At 69.2% G+C, this 17,250-nt stretch carries 19 protein-coding genes and 1 pseudogene; 9 read left to right on the plus strand and 11 right to left on the minus strand.

Annotation, left to right across the window (positions count from 1 at the left end):
* Positions 1-52 precede the first annotated feature (52 nt).
* Entirely contained in the window at positions 53-1,111 is a 1,059-nt protein-coding gene (locus GVY39_RS06110; RefSeq protein ID WP_159922024.1) for a beta-ketoacyl-ACP synthase 3, read from the plus strand.
* A 3-nt stretch (positions 1,112-1,114) separates the two neighbouring features.
* Positions 1,115-1,822: a lysoplasmalogenase gene (locus GVY39_RS06115; RefSeq protein WP_159922022.1), complete on the plus strand. Its 708-nt coding sequence runs from the start codon at positions 1,115-1,117 to the stop codon at positions 1,820-1,822.
* Here GVY39_RS06115 and GVY39_RS06120 read toward each other — a convergent pair.
* From GVY39_RS06120 to GVY39_RS06135, 4 genes are all read right to left on the minus strand, one after another.
* Positions 1,806-2,252, minus strand: coding sequence for a hypothetical protein (locus GVY39_RS06120; protein ID WP_159922020.1), 447 nt, complete (start codon positions 2,250-2,252; stop codon positions 1,806-1,808). The genes GVY39_RS06115 and GVY39_RS06120 overlap by 17 nt on opposite strands.
* Positions 2,253-2,314: 62 nt before the next feature.
* Complete coding sequence (locus GVY39_RS06125; protein WP_159922018.1) at positions 2,315-2,890, minus strand: Uma2 family endonuclease; 576 nt, start codon at positions 2,888-2,890, stop codon at positions 2,315-2,317.
* Positions 2,891-2,957: 67 nt separating this feature from the next.
* Complete coding sequence (locus tag GVY39_RS06130) at positions 2,958-3,635, minus strand: response regulator transcription factor (protein WP_223519319.1); 678 nt, start codon at positions 3,633-3,635, stop codon at positions 2,958-2,960.
* Positions 3,632-5,002, minus strand: a complete 1,371-nt coding sequence (locus GVY39_RS06135; RefSeq protein WP_159922016.1) for a sensor histidine kinase — start codon at positions 5,000-5,002, stop codon at positions 3,632-3,634. The genes GVY39_RS06130 and GVY39_RS06135 overlap by 4 nt, the downstream gene beginning before the upstream one ends.
* A 92-nt stretch (positions 5,003-5,094) precedes the next feature.
* Here GVY39_RS06135 and GVY39_RS06140 point away from each other — a divergent pair, with 92 nt between their 5' ends.
* From GVY39_RS06140 to GVY39_RS06150, 3 genes are all read left to right on the plus strand, one after another.
* On the plus strand, positions 5,095-5,436 hold the full coding sequence (locus tag GVY39_RS06140; RefSeq protein WP_159922014.1) for a DUF4190 domain-containing protein: 342 nt from the start codon (positions 5,095-5,097) through the stop codon (positions 5,434-5,436).
* 55 nt (positions 5,437-5,491) lie between these two features.
* Positions 5,492-6,175, plus strand: coding sequence for a TrmH family RNA methyltransferase (locus tag GVY39_RS06145; RefSeq protein WP_159922012.1), 684 nt, complete (start codon positions 5,492-5,494; stop codon positions 6,173-6,175).
* A 269-nt stretch (positions 6,176-6,444) separates the two neighbouring features.
* On the plus strand, positions 6,445-7,530 hold the full coding sequence (locus tag GVY39_RS06150) for a glycoside hydrolase family 76 protein (protein WP_159922146.1): 1,086 nt from the start codon (positions 6,445-6,447) through the stop codon (positions 7,528-7,530).
* A 6-nt stretch (positions 7,531-7,536) separates the two neighbouring features.
* Here GVY39_RS06150 and GVY39_RS06155 read toward each other — a convergent pair whose 3' ends face one another.
* Both GVY39_RS06155 and GVY39_RS06160 read right to left on the minus strand, forming a co-directional pair.
* Positions 7,537-8,235: a DedA family protein gene (locus tag GVY39_RS06155; RefSeq protein WP_159922010.1), complete on the minus strand. Its 699-nt coding sequence runs from the start codon at positions 8,233-8,235 to the stop codon at positions 7,537-7,539.
* A 5-nt stretch (positions 8,236-8,240) separates the two neighbouring features.
* Positions 8,241-8,897, minus strand: a complete 657-nt coding sequence (locus GVY39_RS06160; protein ID WP_159922144.1) for a VTT domain-containing protein — start codon at positions 8,895-8,897, stop codon at positions 8,241-8,243.
* Positions 8,898-9,194: 297 nt separating this feature from the next.
* Between GVY39_RS06160 and fbaA the strand changes: the two genes are divergently transcribed.
* Positions 9,195-10,229, plus strand: a complete 1,035-nt coding sequence (fbaA, locus tag GVY39_RS06165; RefSeq protein ID WP_159922008.1) for a class II fructose-bisphosphate aldolase — start codon at positions 9,195-9,197, stop codon at positions 10,227-10,229.
* Between the two features lie 31 nt (positions 10,230-10,260).
* Entirely contained in the window at positions 10,261-11,379 is a 1,119-nt protein-coding gene (locus GVY39_RS06170) for a BTAD domain-containing putative transcriptional regulator (protein WP_159922006.1), read from the plus strand.
* Between the two features lie 39 nt (positions 11,380-11,418).
* Here GVY39_RS06170 and GVY39_RS34275 read toward each other — a convergent pair.
* A pseudogene (locus tag GVY39_RS34275) lies at positions 11,419-11,547 on the minus strand (excalibur calcium-binding domain-containing protein); the annotation flags it as partial.
* A complete protein-coding gene (locus GVY39_RS06180; protein ID WP_159922004.1) occupies positions 11,548-11,898 on the minus strand; it encodes an excalibur calcium-binding domain-containing protein in 351 nt (116 codons plus the stop codon).
* Between the two features lie 283 nt (positions 11,899-12,181).
* Between GVY39_RS06180 and GVY39_RS06185 the strand changes: the two genes are divergently transcribed.
* The gene (locus tag GVY39_RS06185; RefSeq protein WP_159922002.1) at positions 12,182-13,648 is read left to right on the plus strand and encodes a DUF4185 domain-containing protein; all 1,467 of its coding nucleotides are present in this window, start codon (positions 12,182-12,184) and stop codon (positions 13,646-13,648) included.
* Positions 13,649-13,657: 9 nt separating this feature from the next.
* Here GVY39_RS06185 and GVY39_RS06190 read toward each other — a convergent pair whose 3' ends face one another.
* The 3 genes from GVY39_RS06190 to GVY39_RS34285 form a co-directional block, all read right to left on the minus strand.
* The gene (locus GVY39_RS06190) at positions 13,658-14,725 is read right to left on the minus strand and encodes a fused (3R)-hydroxyacyl-ACP dehydratase subunits HadA/HadB (RefSeq protein WP_159922000.1); all 1,068 of its coding nucleotides are present in this window, start codon (positions 14,723-14,725) and stop codon (positions 13,658-13,660) included.
* A 98-nt stretch (positions 14,726-14,823) separates the two neighbouring features.
* The gene (locus GVY39_RS34280) at positions 14,824-15,150 is read right to left on the minus strand and encodes a hypothetical protein (protein WP_236565336.1); all 327 of its coding nucleotides are present in this window, start codon (positions 15,148-15,150) and stop codon (positions 14,824-14,826) included.
* Complete coding sequence (locus GVY39_RS34285; RefSeq protein WP_236565335.1) at positions 15,151-16,125, minus strand: hypothetical protein; 975 nt, start codon at positions 16,123-16,125, stop codon at positions 15,151-15,153.
* 1 nt (position 16,126) lies between these two features.
* Here GVY39_RS34285 and GVY39_RS06200 point away from each other — a divergent pair, with 1 nt between their 5' ends.
* Positions 16,127-17,191, plus strand: a complete 1,065-nt coding sequence (locus GVY39_RS06200) for a hypothetical protein (RefSeq protein WP_159921998.1) — start codon at positions 16,127-16,129, stop codon at positions 17,189-17,191.
* Positions 17,192-17,250: the final 59 nt, after the last annotated feature.

Below are 17,250 nucleotides of genomic sequence, written 5' to 3' on the forward strand. Positions count from 1 at the left end.
CCTGGACGATGGTCAAGTCTTCGAAAAAGGCGAAGGGTCGTGTGAGTCTCCAGTGGTGAGCATTGCAGTCAACAGAAGTCGCGAGAACGTTGCGATGCTCGGAATCGGCGCTTACCGACCCAAGCGCTTGGTCAGCAACGCCGAGGTGTGCGAGGTCCTGGATTCCACCGACGAATGGATCTACGAGCGCACCGGTGTCCGCAACCGGCGCTGGATCAGCGGTGAGGAGACGCTCCGCTCGATAGCCGCGGCGGCGGGCGAGCGCGCGATCGTCAACAGCGGCATCGACCGGTCGAAGATCGGCGCGCTGATCCTGGCCACGTCCAGTTGGCTGACCCTCACCCCGCACGGCGCGCCCCAGGTTGCCTACGACATCGGGATGAACGGCGTCCCGGCCTTCGACCTGACCTCCGGCTGCGGCGGCTTCGGATACGGCCTCGGCGTGGCCGCCGACATGATCCGCTCCGGCTCCGTCGAGTACGTCCTGCTCATCGGCGCCGAGACGATGACCGTCGGACTCGACCCCACCGACCGCGGCACCGCGATGATCTTCGGTGACGGCGCGGGCGCGGTGGTGGTCGGACCGAGCGAAGAAAACGGCATCTCGCCCACCGTGTGGGGCAGCGACGGCGAGAACGCCGCGGCGATCATGCAGGACATCGACTTCCTGGAATACATGCACCGCGCCCAGTCCATGCAAGGTCTCGACCCGGCCATCGATCCGGTCGGCCGGATGTCGCTGCGAATGGAAGGCCCGCGCGTCTTCCGCTGGGCCGCGGTCACCCTTCCGCGTGCGCTGTCCACCGCGCTCGAGGTGTCCGGCGTGGCCAAGGAGGACATCGAGGTCTTCGTCCCGCATCAGGCCAACGCCCGGATCAACGAGCTGATGAAGAAGAACCTCGGGCTGGCCGACGAGATCCCGATGGCCAACGACATCGAGAACACCGGCAACACTTCGGCTGCCTCCATCCCCCTCGCCATCGAGGAGATGCTTGTCACCGGTAAGGCGAAGGGCGGGCAGACGGCGCTGCTGCTGGGCTTCGGCGCGGGTCTGAGCTACGCGGGCCAGGTCGTCACGCTGCCCCCCGCCCCGACCGAGCCGAGCTTCTAGCCGATGCGCCTGTTCCGAGCCGGGTATCTCGCGGCGGCGGCGGTCGCCGTCTACGGCGCGGTCACCGGACGGGAGAAGGCGCAGTGGATCGCGAAACCGCTGCTCATGCCACTGCTCGCGGCCGACGTGGCGACCGAGGGCAAGCAGCTGCCGTCCACTGAGCGTAGGGTGCTGATCGGGTCGCTGGGTGCGGCGACCGTCGGCGACATATTGCTCATCGACCCGGACGACGACCACAGGCTGATCGCCGGGGCTTCGTCGTTCGCGGTGATGCAGGCCGGGTACGCGACGCTGTGGTGGCGGATGGGGGGCAGGCCCACCGCCGGGGCAGCGATACCGCGGGTGGTCGCCTGGCTGGGTGCGGCAGGGTTGCTGCGGAGCAAAGCGCCCTCGGTAGCCGCACCGCTGACGGCATACGGCGTCACCCTGGGCGCCGCGGCCGTGCTGGCCTCCGACCCGGCGCTGGCGCCCGCCACGAAAAACATGGCGGGCTTGAACATCCCCGGCGCCGATCCGCGCAGCCGCCTCGGACTCGGCGCGCTGCTGTTCACCGTCTCCGACGGTCTCATCGTGCTGCGGCGGTTGTTCGCGCGCGGTGAGCGCGCCCGCCGGGTGACCGAAGGCGTGATCCTGGCTACCTACGCGGCCGCGCAGTATCTGCTCGCCGACCCGAAAGCCCACCTCGAGCCGGTGGTCACAGCACCAGAATGATGCGATCCCGGTTCGCCGGGTCGACGCGGATCGAAAGGATCTCGCCGACCGCGAGGCGGGGTTTGTCGGCCGGTGTGACGTCGAAAACGACGGTGCCCCGGTAACTTTGCGAACCGGGCACGGTCAGTTCCAGATCCAGTTCGGTGAGCTCGGTGTGATGGTCGGTGCGCTCCAGCGGGTGCACGCCCTCCACCGTCGCCCAACCCTCCAAGCCGTGTCGCCACAGTTGGCGATCCGCCTTGGACGGACGAGCCGCCAGAAGCATCCCGACGCCGACACAGGAGCCGAACAACCCGACCAGCGCCACGATTTGATACGGCACCGTCCCCGGCGGCGTCCGGTGCACCACCCACCCCAGCCACAACGCGAGCAGAACCAGATACCCGGCGGTGACCCCGAGCACCGTGCGCAATATCCGCTCGTGTTCCATGCCAGCCTCCACCCCGAGTGCCAGACCTCCAGGATAGGCCCGGCACAGTCGGCGGGGAGCGGCTATCCGCGCGCTCGACGGCTGGTCAGGCCGGTGAGGTCGATCGTGATCGGACTTCCCGCCAGCTCCGTTGTCACGGAGCCGGAGCATTCGGCGACCAGCTCGTAGCCGCCGCCGATCAACCGGTATGCCGTCAAGCGGACCGGCTCCAGGTCGAGCAGCCAGTAGTGCTCGATACCGGCGTCGGCGTACTCGAACCATTTGGTCAGTCGATCGGTGCGGCGCGTGCCGTCGGCGAGAATCTCGACCGCGAGCAGGATGTCGGTGGCGTTCCAGCGCGGGAGGTTCGCGGCGAGGTCCTCACTCGGCCCCGCCAGCACGTCAGGGACACGGACAGTCGGCAGTCGGCCATCGAAGACCACCACTTCCGACTGCACGAGGGCGCTGTAGTCGGCGGGCAGTTGCGGCTCGATCTGTGCGGCGAGTCGCAAGGTCGCCCACTGGTGTCGCGATGCCGGGCGCGGCGAGGCGAGCAGAACACCCTCCACCAGTTCGTAGCAACGGCTGTTGTCCTCGGGTAGCGCCTCCCATTCCGCGAGCGTCAGAAGGTGATCAGGCCAGTAGGAACCGATGCTCACGATGCCCTCCCATGCTGTCGATTCGCTGGGGAGTGTGGCACATAGTGTGGGCGAGGCGGCCGACAAATCACCCTTTGAGTCGCAATACCGCCAGTACACGGCGGTGGTGGGTGTCGGAGGGCGGCAGATCGAGCTTGATGAAGATGTTGCCGATGTGTTTTTCCACCGCGCGTTCGGTGACGGTGAGGGCGGCGGCGATGGCGCTGTTGGACAGGCCCTGCGCCATCAGCTCGAGCACCTCGCGCTCACGTGGGGTGAGGCGGGCCAGTGAATCCTGCTGACGCGAGGCGCCCATCAATTGACTCACCACCTCCGGATCGAGCGCGGTGCCGCCGGTGGCGACGCGGTAGAGCGCGTCCACGAAGTCCCTGACATCGGCGACCCGATCCTTGAGCAGGTAGCCGACGCCGCTGGCGCCACAGGCGAGAAGTTCGGTGGCATAGCGGGTCTCGACCCACTGGGAGAACACCAGCACGCCGGTCATCGGGTATTTGCGGCGCAGCTCGATGGCCGCGAGCAGCCCTTCGTCGGTGTAGCTCGGGGGCATTCGCACGTCCACCACGGCGACGTCGGGATCGTGCGCGCCGACCACGTCGGCGAGGGTGGTCGCGTCACCGACCATGGCGACCACCTCGTGGCCGCGCTCGGTGAGCAGCCCGGCCAGCCCGTCCCGCAGGATGGCGCTGTCCTCGGCGATCACGATGCGCAGTCCCTCGCTCGTGGCCGCGTCCCGCCGCCGGCTCATCGCGACCCCGCCAGCGGGAGCAGGATGGTCACCACGGTCGGTCCGCCTGCCGGGCTCTGCACGCTCAGCGTCCCGTCCACGGTCCGGGCCCGCGCCGCGAGACCGGACAACCCGCTGCCCACGCCGAACGCACCGTCCGCGGGGGGCGCCACGCCGCCGATCCCGTTGTCGCGGACCGTGACCGCGATGGTTCGCCCGTCACTCGGCAGCACGGAGACCCACGCGCTGGTGGCCCGCGCGTGCCGCACCACGTTGGTCAGCAGCTCGGCCACCGAGAAGTAGGCGATCGCCTCGATGGCCGGAGTCGGTCGTTCGGGCAGGTGCACCCGCAGCTCCACCGGCACCGAGCAGCGCGCCGTCAGCGTCTCGAGGGCCGGCTCGAGACCGAGTTCCAAAGCGGGCGGGTGGATTCCGCGCACCAGCTCGCGCAGCTCGGCCAGCGCCTCCTTGGAGCCCGCGTGCGCGTCCGCGATCAGGTCGCTGGGATCCCCGCCCGCCGCGAGCCGATCCTCGGCCCGGCCCAGCGCCATCGCGATGGTGACCAGCCGGGCCTGGGTGCCGTCGTGCAGGTCGCGTTCCAGTCTGCGCAGCGTCGCCGCGGCGTCCTCGACCGCGGTCCGCCTGCTTTCCTGCAACTCGGTCACCCGGCGGTCACGCGCCGTCGCACTGAGCAGGGCGATGGTCAGCAGCCGGTGCACCCAGCAGACGCCGCGCAGCAGCCAGGGCAGCGCCAGGCAGCCGAGCAGGCCGATCAGCGCGAAGACGAGCACCTTCGGCAAGCTGTCGATGTAGAAATCGCCGAACTGGACCATCGACTGGTGCTCGACGCCGTGCTCGTCGACGTTGGTCGGGTGGACCAATGCCCACGGAATCGGGGACAGCGCGATGAACATGGTCATCGCGACCACGACGAGCACCAGGTACCCGACGCCCACGCCGAGCACGGCCTGGGCGAGCAGGAACAGCACCACACGCCAGCTCGCCCGATCGGTGAAAGCGGCCTTCAGGAATCCGATCGGGCCTGGTGCGGGCGCGAACGGCGGAGGCGGCGCGACGGCGACGCCGAGGAGGTCCTCGGCCAGCGCGCGGTAGACGCGGCCCCACACCCGCCCACCGAGCAGCACCAGTGCCAGCACCGGCAGGCCGATGATGGTGATCGCGAGATACAGTCCGCCGCCGAACCCGAAGAACAGATAGACGACCGCCACGCAGCCGAGCAGGAAAACGGTGAGTACGTAGACGAGTTCCTTCCAGAACCGGGCGCGCACCGGCGCGAGCAGCACCGCGCGCAGCACGTGCTCTTCCGGTTCCGGCGCAGCAGGCGGCGGGTCGAGCGCGAGGGTCGGTTCGGCGTGTGTCTCGGTCATGGATTCCATGGTTGTCGCGGCGGTTCGGGGGTTCGATAGAGCTGTCCGCCGAATATGTGGTGTAGTCGGCCACACCCACTACCATCCTGCTGATGAGCTATCCGCCGCAGCAGCCACCGTACGGCTATCCAGCCTACGGTGCCTACGGACCTCCGCCGGACCACCCGCAGGCCACCACGATCTTGATCCTGGGCATCCTCAGTCTCGTGCTGTGCCAGATCATGGGGCCTTTCGCCTGGGTGATGGGCAAGCGGGCGCTGAACGAGATCGACACGTCCGGCGGGGCCATCGGTGGCCGGGGGAACGTCAACGCAGGTTACATCTGCGGGATCATCGCCACCGCGCTGCTGTGCCTGAGCCTGGTGTTCGTCGTGTTGTTCGTGATACTCGGCCTGGTCGGCGCGTTCGCGGGAAGCTCGTCGTCCAGCTACTGAGCCGGGCACAGGGCCACCCCGCGTCGGCGCGGTGGCCGGAATTAGCATCGTCGGGGTGAGTCACCCGGACACGGCCGAGCAGGACCTCCCCGGGCCGACGGAGTGGGGTGAGCATCCCAACGGCGTCGGCCCGTGGGCGAGCGAGCACGTCGAGCCGCCACCGGACGATCCGCGTCTGGACCCCGAACTGCTGGCGGGCGGCGACCGCCGCAACGTGGTCGACGCCTACCGGTACTGGAGCCGCGAGGCCATCGTCGCCGACATCGATCGGCGCAGGCATCCGTTCCACGTCGCGATCGAGAATTTCGGGCACGACGCGAACATCGGCACGGTGGTCCGCACGGCGAACGCCTTCGCCGCCGCGGCGGTGCACATCGTCGGCCGACGGCGCTGGAACCGCCGCGGCGCCATGGTGACCGACCGCTACCAGCACATCCGCCACCATGCCGACATCGGGGAGCTGCTGGCGTTCAGCGAACGCGCCGGGCTGACGGTGGTCGCCGTGGACAACGTGCCGGGCTCGGTCCCGTTGGAGACGGTCACGCTGCCGCGCGCGTGCCTGCTGCTGTTCGGCCAGGAAGGCCCCGGTGTCACCGATCACGCCAAGCAGGCGGCCGTGATGACGGTGTCGATCGCGCAGTTCGGTTCCACCCGCAGCATCAACGCGGGCGTGGCCGCGGGGATCGCGATGCACGCGTGGATCCGGCAACACGCCGATCTGTCCACGGCGTGGTCATGATCGTGTCGCGCGCTCGGCCTCGTGAACAGGAGATCTTCCGGTGACGGTGCGAACCGGCACGATTTAACATCGCTTTCGTAACAAATCGGGCGCGTAAATCCGTTCTGGCCTGGCACCATTGACACATGACCTCGCGGAGCGACGATATCGAGGTGCCGCGCGCGGAGCACGCCGAAAAGCGCTCCTCGGCACCGCGTCCGCCGGCCGGCCGGGCGCAGGCGGGCCGGGATGCCGGGGCGCCCGCGACGCTGTGGTCCGAACGGGCGGACATGGCCGAATCGGCGGTCGTCTCACGCCACCTCCGCGCGCTGTGGGCGCTGCCGGGGACCGAGCTCGGCGTGGTCGGCTGGCCTGCCACCAAGCGCGAGCGGGTCTTCGGTTCGTGGCACTACTGGTGGCAGGCGCATCTGCTCGAGTGCGCGGTCGACGCCGCGAACCGGACGCCGACACCGCTGCGCCGCAGGCGAATCGCCGCGCTGGCGCGCTCGCACCGTATCCGCAACCTGACCGGCTGGACCAACCGGTACTACGACGACATGGCCTGGCTGGCCATCGCGCTGGAACGTGCCGAGCGCACTCAGGGCGCCGACGTGCGCAGTGCGCTGGCCGCGCTGGAGAAGCAGTTGCACGACGGGTGGCGCCCGCAGATCGGCGGCGGTCTGCCGTGGCGCCTGGGCTCGGACTACTTCAACGCGCCCGCGAACGGTCCCGCCGCGATCGCGCTGTTACGCCTCGGGCGGATCCAGCGCGCCCAGCAGATGGCCGACTGGTTGCATGCCACGCTGCGCGATCCGGAGACCGGTTTGATCCTGGACGGCATCCACCTGCCCTCCGGTGAGATCGAGCGTCCGGTGTTCAGTTACTGCCAAGGCGTGGCGCTCGGCCTGGAGACCGAGCTGGCCGTGCAGACCGGCGAGCCCGAGCACATCGAACGCGTGCACCGGCTGCTCGCGGCCGTCGAGGAACACATGACCACCGAGGGGGTCGTGAACGGCGGCGGGGGCGGCGACGGCGGACTGTTCAACGGCATCCTGGTCCGCTACCTGGCGCTGGTCGCCGTGATGCTGCCGGGTGAGGACCGGGAACGGGTCGTCGACCGCCGTCGGGCCGCCGCGATCGTGCAGGCGTCCGCCGAGGCGGCTTGGGCCAACCGGCTCCAGGTCGAGGGCGAGCCGCTGTTCGGGCACGATTGGAGCAAGCCTGCGCAACTGCCCGGCGGCAGCGCCGGAGCGGGCCACTTCACCTCCGGCGGTTCGGTGACCTCGTCGAAAGTACCGGGACGCGATCTGTCCGTGCAGTTGTCCGGCTGGCTGCTCATGGAGGCGGCCTACCAGGTCAGCGCCGCGGGTCTGTGACCGGCTTCAGCTCTCCGACTCCAGCACCACGCTCGGTGTGGTCTCGAGCGTGAAGTCCTCGGCCGGCTGCGACATCTCCTGCCGGTAGTGCCGCACGCCGAGCGCCGTTCCGATGATCAGGCCCACCACCAGCGTGCCGATCACGATCGGCATCAACCACGGCACACGCTGCAAGAAGCTGCCCGCGTAGTAGCCGATGAGCAACAGCACCGGCGCCCAGACGATCGCTCCGATGGTGCTGGCCACGGTGAACTTGCGGTGGTCCATGCGGGCCGCGCCCGCGACCGAGGGGCACAGGGTGCGCACCCACGGAATCCACCGGGCGATCAACACCGCGACGAATCCGTGCCGGTGCAGCAACTCGGCGACACGCTGCAGGTTGCGGACGTTGATGTATCTGCCGTCCTTGCGGGCGACCAGATGTTGTCCGGTCCGGTGCCCGATCACGTAGCCGACCTGGTTGCCCGCGATGGCCGCGACCATCGCGCCCAGCGACAGCGCCCAGACGTGCGCCTCACCCGAGGCATGTGAGGCCATCACGATGCCCGCGGTGATGAGCATCGAGTCACCGGGCAGAAACAGCCCGAGGATCACGGCGCACTCGAGGAAGACGAAGGTCAACACCACTGTCCAGACGAGCGCGGGGCCCGCCGACAACAGGGGATCGAAACTGCCCACGGCTAGGGGCGACGATTCGGTCGTCACCGGCTTCAGTGGGTGGGCTCGCTGGTCGAAGCGGTCAGCTCGGCCTCGACCGGTTCGGTCGCGGGCGCGCTGCGGTTGAGCAGCTTCTTCGCCACCGCGGTGATGCCGGGCAGGATCGAGACGAACACGATGAGCAGGAAGATCGCCTCGATGTTGTCCCGGATGAACGCGACGTTGCCCAGGAAGTAGCCGAGAATCGTGACACCGCCGCCCCACAGCAGCGCGCCGACGATGTCGAACGCGACGTACTTGCGGTAGTCCATCTTGGACACACCGGCCAGCACCGGCATGAAGGTGCGCACGATCGGCACGAACCGGGCCAGGATGATCGTCTTCGGTCCATGTTTCTCGAAGAACTCGTGCGTCTCGGTCACGTAGTGCTTCTTGAAGAACCGGGTGTCCTCCTTGTGGAACAGCGCGGGACCGATCGCCCGGCCGATCCAATACGCGCATTGGTCACCCGCGAAGGCGACCACCACGGTGGCGGGCACCAGCACCCAGATCGACACCGGCGGACTCGGCTGCGCGGCGAGCAGGCCGCCGGTGAACAGCAGCGAATCGCCGGGCAGGATCGGGAACAGCAGGCCGGTCTCGATGAAGACGATGACCAGGATGGCCGGGAGCACCGCGTTCTTCAGCCACGTCTCCGTGAGCAGGTGCATCGGGTCGAGCAACTCGGTAAGCGCGAGGTTGCTCGTCACCGATTCTGTCGCTGCCTGCAGAATCACGTGGCCTCCTGTCCGATACGGCTGGCTTGCATCGCTTGCCACCGCGTCGGAAGCTGCCAGCGCAAATTACCGGCACCACAGTACCGGCTCCACCTGAGAATGCTCATGCTGTGCGCGAAATTACCCGTGGGTCATCTGCGCACTCCCTCCCTGCATACCAGGCGAAACACTGCTGCCTTAGGGTGAAGGCTGACAAAATAGGTCTTTGCCGCACAACACGGAGGTCTTACTGTGCCCATCGCGACTCCGGAGGTCTACGCCGAGATGCTCGGTCGGGCCAAAGCCAACTCCTTCGCCTTCCCGGCCATCAACTGCACGTCGTCGGAGACGATCAACGCGGCCATCAAGGGTTTCGCGGACGCGGGCAGTGACGGGATCATCCAGTTCTCCACCGGCGGCGCGGAGTTCGGTTCCGGCCAGGGTGTGAAGGAAATGGTCACCGGCGCGGTCGCGCTGGCCGAGTTCGCGCACGTGGTCGCGGCCAAGTACGACGTGACCATCGCGCTGCACACCGATCACTGCCCGAAGGACAAGCTGGACACCTTCGTCCGGCCGCTGCTGGCGATTTCGCAGGAGCGGGTCAACGCCGGACAGAACCCGCTGTTCCAGTCGCACATGTGGGACGGCTCCGCGATCCCGATCGACGAGAACCTCGAGATCGCGAAGGAACTGCTGAAGGCCACCCACGCGGCCAACATCATTCTCGAGGTCGAGATCGGCGTCGTCGGCGGTGAAGAGGACGGTGTCGAGGCCGAGATCAACGAAAAGCTCTACACCTCGCCGGAGGACTTCGAGAAGACCATCGACGCGCTAGGCGCGGGCGAGAACGGTAAGTACCTGCTCGCGGCCACCTTCGGCAACGTGCACGGGGTGTACAAGCCGGGCAACGTCGTGCTCAAGCCCGAGGTGCTCGCCGAAGGGCAGCGGGTCGCGGCGGCCAAGCTGGGCCTCGGCGCCGACGCGCAGCCGTTCGACTTCGTCTTCCACGGCGGTTCCGGCTCGCTGAAGTCCGAGATCGAGGACTCGCTGCGCTTCGGCGTGGTGAAGATGAACGTCGACACCGACACCCAGTACGCGTTCACGCGGCCGGTCGCCGGGCACATGTTCGCCAACTACGACGGTGTGCTGAAGATCGACGGCGAGGTGGGCAACAAGAAGGCCTATGACCCGCGCAGCTACCTGAAGAAGGCCGAGTCGTCGATGGCGGCGCGCGTGGTCGAGGCGTGCAACGACCTGCACTCCGCCGGACGCTCGATCAGCGCCTGACCCTGATACACCCGTCAAGGGCTAGGTGCACATGAGTCTGGATGTGCGCGTGCTCGGGCCCGTTCGCCTGCTCGTCGGTGGTGAGCCGGTGGCGGTCGGCGGGCCCAAACCGCGAGCTCTGCTCGCCGCGCTCACGGTGAACCGGCGGCGCGCGGTGTCGTCGGCCGCGCTCGCCGACCTGGTGTGGAACGAGGAACCGCCCGACTCCTATGCCGCCAGCTTGCAGGTCTTCGTCTCGAACATCCGTAAGGCGCTGCGCAATTCCGGCGTCGACCCGGCGACGGTGCTGCGCACCGAGTCCTCGGGCTATCGGTTGGAGATCGATGAGACCGCCTGTGACCTGGGTCGTTTCGAGGCAGCGCGGGAAGCGGGCGCCCGTGCCGCCGCGGTGGGCGATCACGCGGGGGCGGCGCAGTTGTTCGGTACCGCGCTGCGCGAGTGGAGCGGCCGGGCGCTGGCAGATCTGGCCGGTCTGCAGTTCGCCGACGGTTTCGCCACCGCCATGGACGAGGAGCGGCTGCTGGCGGCCTCGGCCCGCATCGACGCCGAGATCGCTTGCGGGCGGGCGTCCTCGGTGATCGGCGAGTTGGTCGCGATGACCACCGAACACCCGCTGCGCGAACCGCTGTGGGGTCAGTTGATCACCGCGCTGTATCTGTCCGGACGTCAGGCGGACGCGCTGGAAGCCTGCCGCAAGGTACGCGGGGTGCTCGCCGACGAACTGGGCATCGACCCGGGACCGGCGCTGGTCGACCTGGAGCAGCGCGTGCTGCGGCAGGAGCCGCTGAGCACGGTCGAACTGCGTCAGGTCGAGCGCCTCGCCGCGGCGATGACCGAGACCGTCACCGAGGTGCCGCGCGCCGTGCGCAGCGGCCAACTGCGCATGCCGGACGGGCGAGTGGTGGCGATCGCCCAGGGCGGTCTGCGTATCGGCCGGATGACCGACAACGACCTGGTCCTGGACGATCCGAGAGCCAGCCGCTACCACGCGCACATCATGCCGAGCCGCGCGGGCCTGCTCATCAAGGACCTGCACTCGGCCAACGGCGTCTTCGTCAACGACGATCAGATCGACAGCGGCGCACTGCTCGCCGACGGCGATCAGATCCGCATCGGCGCGACGATCCTGACCTTCCAGGCGCTGCGCTAGTCGCTCCGATCGCTGGTCGCGCCGCTTGCAGGCGATTCCGTCGCCGTCCCGGTCCGGATGCGCGTTGAAGCCGGGCTCCCCGCGGTAGAGCGGCCAGGCCCCTTCCGCACGGACCTGGTCGCAATCGGTGTAGGTCTTCCGCGATGGCTCACCGGACTCGGTGTCGATTCACTCGCAGGCGATTCCGTCGTTGTCCCGGTCCAGGTGCGAGGCATAACCGGGTTGTCCGCGCAGCAAGGGAGCTCGGCCCGCGTTGCGGACCTCCGTGCAGTTCTTGTAGGAGGGGCTCGGCGGTACCTGTGGCGGCGGGTTGTTCGGCTGCCGTGGATTGTCCGACCGGGGTGGAGGTGTATGCGGTGGTGCCGCGGGGGGCGGGCAGAACTGAGCGGAGCCGGAATTGCACAACAGATCGGTCAGCGGGTCCGCCACCGCTACGGGCGATCCGAGGGTGAGCGCGGCGGTGGTCAGCAGGCAGGCGGAGCCGACGCCGAGCAGGGTACGCAGGAGCGTGTTCTTCATGTGATCCGTTTTCGGTCGGCGCCGGGCGCGTCGGACACACTCGGCGGCAACGGGTTCGAACTATGACCCGGAGCGGTGCTCCGGACGGCCACTCTCCCCGACAGGAGTCGTCGCGGAGTGGACGCTAGCAGGGTTGCCGTGTCCCGCTGGACAAATTGAAGCAATCTCATGCTTTTTATTCGGCGTGTCGGTCGGCCGTATCCGAAACTCGAACGAGGTAGGGTCGTTCCGCTGGTTCGTGTCCGCGAGTTTCGTGTCCGCAATGGATTTCGAGGGGTTTGCAATGGCGATGCGAATGCTGGCCGCGGTTGGTGCGGTCGTCGTCGGCGCGGGAGTGCTCGTCTACGCCGACGGGCCTGCCGCCGCCGCGCCGGAAGCGACCGACAGCCCAGCCGGAGTTGGCCCGTGCGCGACCGACCCGGTGGCGACCCACGAGCCGCTGGTGCCCAAGACGCTGGAGGTGCCGATCCCCTATCCGGTGGTCACCGTGCTCCCGGCGCAGGCGCCGGAAACCGTGCCGAAGCGGACGCGGATGGAGCTTCCCCCGGACCCCTGCACCAGTCCCTGCCCGGATCTCACCGATCTGCCCGGCGCGCCGCCCGGTCTCGCCGCCCAGCTCGGGATTCCGGAGATCCTGTTGAATCCCAAACCGTTCCACTTCGCGATTCCGGGGCCCGGTCCTGATCCCGGCCCGGTGCCCGCGCCGCCCGCGCCGATCCGGCCGCCGGTCGAACCCGCGGCGCAGTCGCCCGCCCGGCCCGCGCCGCGCTTGGGCCCCGCCCGCGAGGTGGCGAAGCTGACCGGCGCGAACTCGGTGAACCGCACCGATAAACGGTGGCAGGTGGACGGCACCGACCTCGGCATCATGTGGGAGAGCGCGCCGGGCGAGATCGCGGCCGCGTTCGGCGACACCGTCGGGCGCGGCTTCCATCCACCGGGCGGCATGGGGCTGGATTGGCGCAGCAACGTGCTCGCCTTCAGCACAGACCGCGACCTCGCCGACGGCGTGAGCTTCGACCGGATGGTCACCGACGACCGCTGCCACGCCGCCGAGGTGCTCTCCAGCCGCAAACTCGACAACGTCGAGGTCACCACCATTCCGACGTCGGGTTTCGCGCTCGGCGGGCGACAGTACCTGAGTTACATGTCCATTCGGACCTGGAACAGCCTCCCCGGCACGTTCTTCACCAACTACGGCGGCATCGCCTACTCCGACGACCACGGGCAGACCTGGACGAAGGATCCGCACGCACGCTGGGACAACATCTTCGGTCTCGCCAATTTCCAAGTGAGCGCGATGGTTCCGCAGGGCGGTTACGTGTACATGTTCGGCACGCCCAATACCCGGCTCGGCGCGGTCGGCCTGGCCCGGGTGCCCGAGGACCAGATCCTCAACACCACCGCCTACCAGTACTGGCGCGACGGCGTGTGGACGCCGGTCGGCGGGTTCGCCTCGGCCACGCCGATCGTCGACGGCCCTGCCGGAGAACTCTCCGTGCGCTACGACGCCGCCCGCGACGTCTGGCAGATGAGCTATCTGGACACGGCGAAGGCCGCCATCGTCGTGCGTGAGGCGGACGCACCGCAGGGTGTGTGGTCGCAGAGCACGCCTACGGTGTCCGTGCTGAACTATCCGGAGCTCTACGGCGGGTTCATCCACCCCTGGTCTTCGGGATCGGACTTCTACTTCACCATGTCGACCTGGAACGACTACAACGTCTACCTGATGCACTCGGTCTTCGCCGAGTGATCAGGTCGCCTAGCGCAGCCGGACCTCGGCCAGCGCGCGACCGAACAGCTTGCGTCCTTCGGAAGAACCGCCGAGCAGGATCGTCGCGGTGCGGCTACCAGGGTCCAGGGACTTGATCCGGCCGGTGAACTCGACCGTGCTCGCCGCGTCGGCGGCGACCGGGACGAAGCCGGAGAACCGCACACTGAACTTGCGGATGGCGGTCGGATCGCCCAGCCACGCGGTGAGATAGCCACCGGCCAAGCCCATGGTCAGCATGCCGTGCGCGACGACGGTCGGTAGCCCCGCGATCTGTGCGGCGTGATCGCTGAAGTGGATCGGATTGGCATCGCCGGACACGCCCGCGTAGTTCGCCAGGTCGCCGCGGGTCAGCCGGAAGGAGCCGTCGGGGAGCTGGTCGCCCGGGGCGAGCTCGTCGAACGACGGCAGCGTGTGCACCGGCGCGTTCTCGTGTTCGTGCGGCTCGACCAAGGGACCGACGCCGAGCGGCACCAGGGCGTCGTTGGAGCCGACGGTGGCTCCGGCGGTATCGGACTCGGCCGGGCGCCCGTGCATCATGATGTTCTCGACCACGTCGTTCAAGGCGGCGTCGGCCTCGGCGCCGCGGCGCGCGACGATCGTGGTCGACCCGACGATGGCGACGTCGCCGTGCCGGTTGCTCAGCGCGAAGCGCACCACGATGAAGTCGTTGTCACCGAAGCGGCGGATCGACTCGACGACTATCTCGCTGCGCACCCGGTCGCCGGCCAGGATCGGGCGATAGATCTCGAAAACCTGGTCGGTCTGCAAGAACTGGGACAGGTCGTAGTCGGTGAGTACCGAGTCGAGCAGCGCCCTGGTCCCGGTCATCCCGATCACCGAGGCGAAGGTCGGCGGCGCGATGATCCCGGGATACCCGAGGGCGCGAGCATCGCCGTCGCGCTGATGCGCCGCGTGGTGATTCTGTACCGCGCGCGCGAACTCCCGGACCTTCTCCCGGCCCACCTCGTAATGGTCACGCACCCGGAATCGCTGTCCGGCCGGCGTCGCCGCAGCGACAGCGACATCCGGCCGCGCCATCGTCTGTTCCCTGCTCATGATCCGGGCCATGCTACTGCCGAGCCGGACCATTGACCAGGTGTGTGTGATATGCGCGACCGGCATCGATGCGTGTCGGCTATCACGTGGCTGAGTGGTTACTGCGTGCCGGAGGGCGGGTCGCAAACCTTCCATCCGCCGTCGGTGCGCTGTAGATCGAAGGTGCGTGCCGACCGCTTCGCCGGGTCGGCCTCGGTGTACACCGTGGCCTGGGCGATGGCGGTGTCGTCGGTGATGCGGATGGCGTCGACGCTGTCGACCACCGGAATGTTCTTGCGCTCCATCGACAACTTGTGCACGCCTGCGAACTGGTCACTCGGAATGCCCTGATAGAAGTCGTGCAGAGGACCGCAGGTGCTGGAGCGCAGCGCCTCCAGGTCGCCGGCCCGCAGTGCCTCGGTGTAGCTGGTGATCGCGCCGCGCACCTAGGTCTCGGGGGAGTCTTCTCCGGTCATGGTGACCAGCGCCACGATCGCCGCGACGAGCGCGACCACCAGCACGACTGCGGCGCCCACCCCGAGGAGTCGGCGATTGATCCCGGCGGACGCGGTGGCGGACGCCCCGGCGCCGGGCTGCGGAGCAGGGGCGATCCGCTGCGGCGGCGCGACGGGCCGGGTGTGCGGCGCCCGCGGACCGGCCATGGATTGCGCGGGCACGGTCTGCTGGACGTCGGCGGGCGACGGTGCGGTAGCCACCTGTCGCGGTCTGCCCTGGGAGCGCTGCGGCGACGGCCGGGTCTCCTCGACTCCCGGTCCGTGCTGCGGCGGGGCCGAGGGACCTTGCGGACCGGACGGACCGGACTGCTTGGGCCCGGAGGCCGGACGCGGCGTGCTCGGCGGCTTCGTGATCGGCACCGGTCCCGCGGGCGGCGCGACCACGCGATCGGTCCCCGGCCTGCCGCCGTCCGCGGGGCGCTGGATGGGGAGCGCGACGGTCTTCGCGTCGTCCAGGCCGACGACCGGCATCGCCATCGTCACGTCATCGGAACCGGGTGGGTTCTGCTCGTTTCCCTGGGTGGGCTCAGCGGCGGTCGCCGAGCCCGGACCCGCCTGCCCGGCCGGCGGCTGCGGCTTGCGCATCACGACGGTCGCGCCTTCGCCCGCCGGAGCGGGGCCGCCCTGCGGGGGTGCCGCCGTCTCGGCGGCGCCGCTGGGCGAATCGGAATCGCTCGCCGCGGCTTTCCCGCTCCGGGTTGTGTCCGCCGACGAACCCGGCGCAGCCTCGGCGGGCTCGGCCGCTTCGGTCTTCGCGGCGGCGGCGGCTTTCGCGGCCGAGCCGGGCGCCGTCTTGTCCGCGGCGGGTTGCTCCCGTTGCTTCGCGGACTCTTTCGCGTCGGAGCCGCTCGCTGCTGCCGAACCCCGCGTGGTGGCGGACGGCAACTGATCCCGCTTGATCACCACGGTGCGCGCCTCTGCGGAACCGGCCTTCGGGGTGTCGGCAGTCGTATCGCTACCGCCCTCCGGCCGCTTCGACGCGGACGTCCGATCGATCGCGGTCGTCTCCGCGTCGGCGCCCGGCGTGCCCGCGTCGGCGCGGGATTCCTCGGGCGCGGCGTTCGCCTTGCCGATGCTCGCCGATTCGGAACGCGCCGTGCCCGCGGCGCCGGGTGCGGGCGATGCGGCGGGCCCGGAAGAGGTCGGCGTATTCGGTCCGGTCTTCGGCTGGACGGCTGGTCCGGTCGACGCGGAAGTAGGAGCCGCCGAACCGGTAGCAGGGGGCTTCGACTTGTCTGCGCTACCCGCCGCGCCGGTACGTGCGTTGTCCGTAGCCGGTGAGTTCGGGACCGGGCCGGAGGAAGGCGTCTTCGCGCCGCCTCCGGAGCCGGGGACCGGTGCGCCGGGGCCGCCGGCGGCGGATGCGCCCGAACCACCGGAAACACCGGTCGCGGGGGAACTCGGCGCGGCCGGACGTGAAGCGGGCTGGTTCGGGGACTTCTTCCTGGCGGGGGCGGCGGGCCTCGTGCCGCTCCACGCTCCGAGCCCGGGTGAGGTCTGCTGTGCCGGGCGAACATTCTTCGCGGTGGTGTTCGCCGACGCGGAGGCGGCCGGATTCGCGGGGGCGGCCGGGTTCGCGGGGGCGGAGGCCGGGGAGTTCGTGCCGTCCGCGGGGCGGGTCACCGGTTTCGGCATCGCCGGATTCGCGTTATCGGTTGCTGCCGGTTTCGGGTCTTCTGCGTGCGCCGCGCCGGCGGCCGGACCACCGGCGCCCGCGTCCGCCTTCGATGCCGCCGGGGAAGCGTCCGGGGTGTCGCGACCGGTCGGCGCCTTCTCGCCGCCCGGCCGCTGCGTCTTGGCGATGCGTTCGGTGGGGGCAGCCGATGAATCCGCAGCGCTCTTGCCCGGGGCGGGAATACGTTGGGTGGCGGCGCCGGGGCGTGCGTCGGCCCCTGCCGTGTCGGCCGGTCCGGCACTGTCACGCGCCGTGTTCTTCTCGTCGTTCGGGTCGGACACGCACACCCCTCGCTAAGGCGGAACTGTTGAACTCGACGGCCAGCCTAATGGGCGCGGCCCGCCGAAGTCCGTCAT

It is taken from the genome of Nocardia sp. CY15 (assembly GCF_009829295.1).
In the GTDB taxonomy this organism is placed as follows: Bacteria; Actinomycetota; Actinomycetes; order Mycobacteriales; family Mycobacteriaceae; genus Nocardia; species Nocardia sputi.

What these genes read in the sequence shown, in the direction of transcription:
- GVY39_RS06115 (WP_159922022.1), top strand. Translation starts at nt 1,115, where the DNA reads ATGCGCCTGTTCCGAGCCGGGTATCTCGCGGCGGCGGCGGTCGCCGTC.
- GVY39_RS06120 (WP_159922020.1), bottom strand. Translation starts at nt 2,252, where the DNA reads ATGGAACACGAGCGGATATTGCGCACGGTGCTCGGGGTCACCGCCGGG.
- GVY39_RS06130 (WP_223519319.1), bottom strand. Translation starts at nt 3,635, where the DNA reads ATGAGCCGGCGGCGGGACGCGGCCACGAGCGAGGGACTGCGCATCGTG.
- GVY39_RS06135 (WP_159922016.1), bottom strand. Translation starts at nt 5,002, where the DNA reads ATGACCGAGACACACGCCGAACCGACCCTCGCGCTCGACCCGCCGCCT.
- GVY39_RS06140 (WP_159922014.1), top strand. Translation starts at nt 5,095, where the DNA reads ATGAGCTATCCGCCGCAGCAGCCACCGTACGGCTATCCAGCCTACGGT.
- GVY39_RS06150 (WP_159922146.1), top strand. Translation starts at nt 6,445, where the DNA reads ATGGCCGAATCGGCGGTCGTCTCACGCCACCTCCGCGCGCTGTGGGCG.
- GVY39_RS06160 (WP_159922144.1), bottom strand. Translation starts at nt 8,897, where the DNA reads ATGCACCTGCTCACGGAGACGTGGCTGAAGAACGCGGTGCTCCCGGCC.
- GVY39_RS06170 (WP_159922006.1), top strand. Translation starts at nt 10,261, where the DNA reads ATGAGTCTGGATGTGCGCGTGCTCGGGCCCGTTCGCCTGCTCGTCGGT.
- GVY39_RS06180 (WP_159922004.1), bottom strand. Translation starts at nt 11,898, where the DNA reads ATGAAGAACACGCTCCTGCGTACCCTGCTCGGCGTCGGCTCCGCCTGC.
- GVY39_RS06185 (WP_159922002.1), top strand. Translation starts at nt 12,182, where the DNA reads ATGGCGATGCGAATGCTGGCCGCGGTTGGTGCGGTCGTCGTCGGCGCG.
- GVY39_RS06190 (WP_159922000.1), bottom strand. Translation starts at nt 14,725, where the DNA reads ATGAGCAGGGAACAGACGATGGCGCGGCCGGATGTCGCTGTCGCTGCG.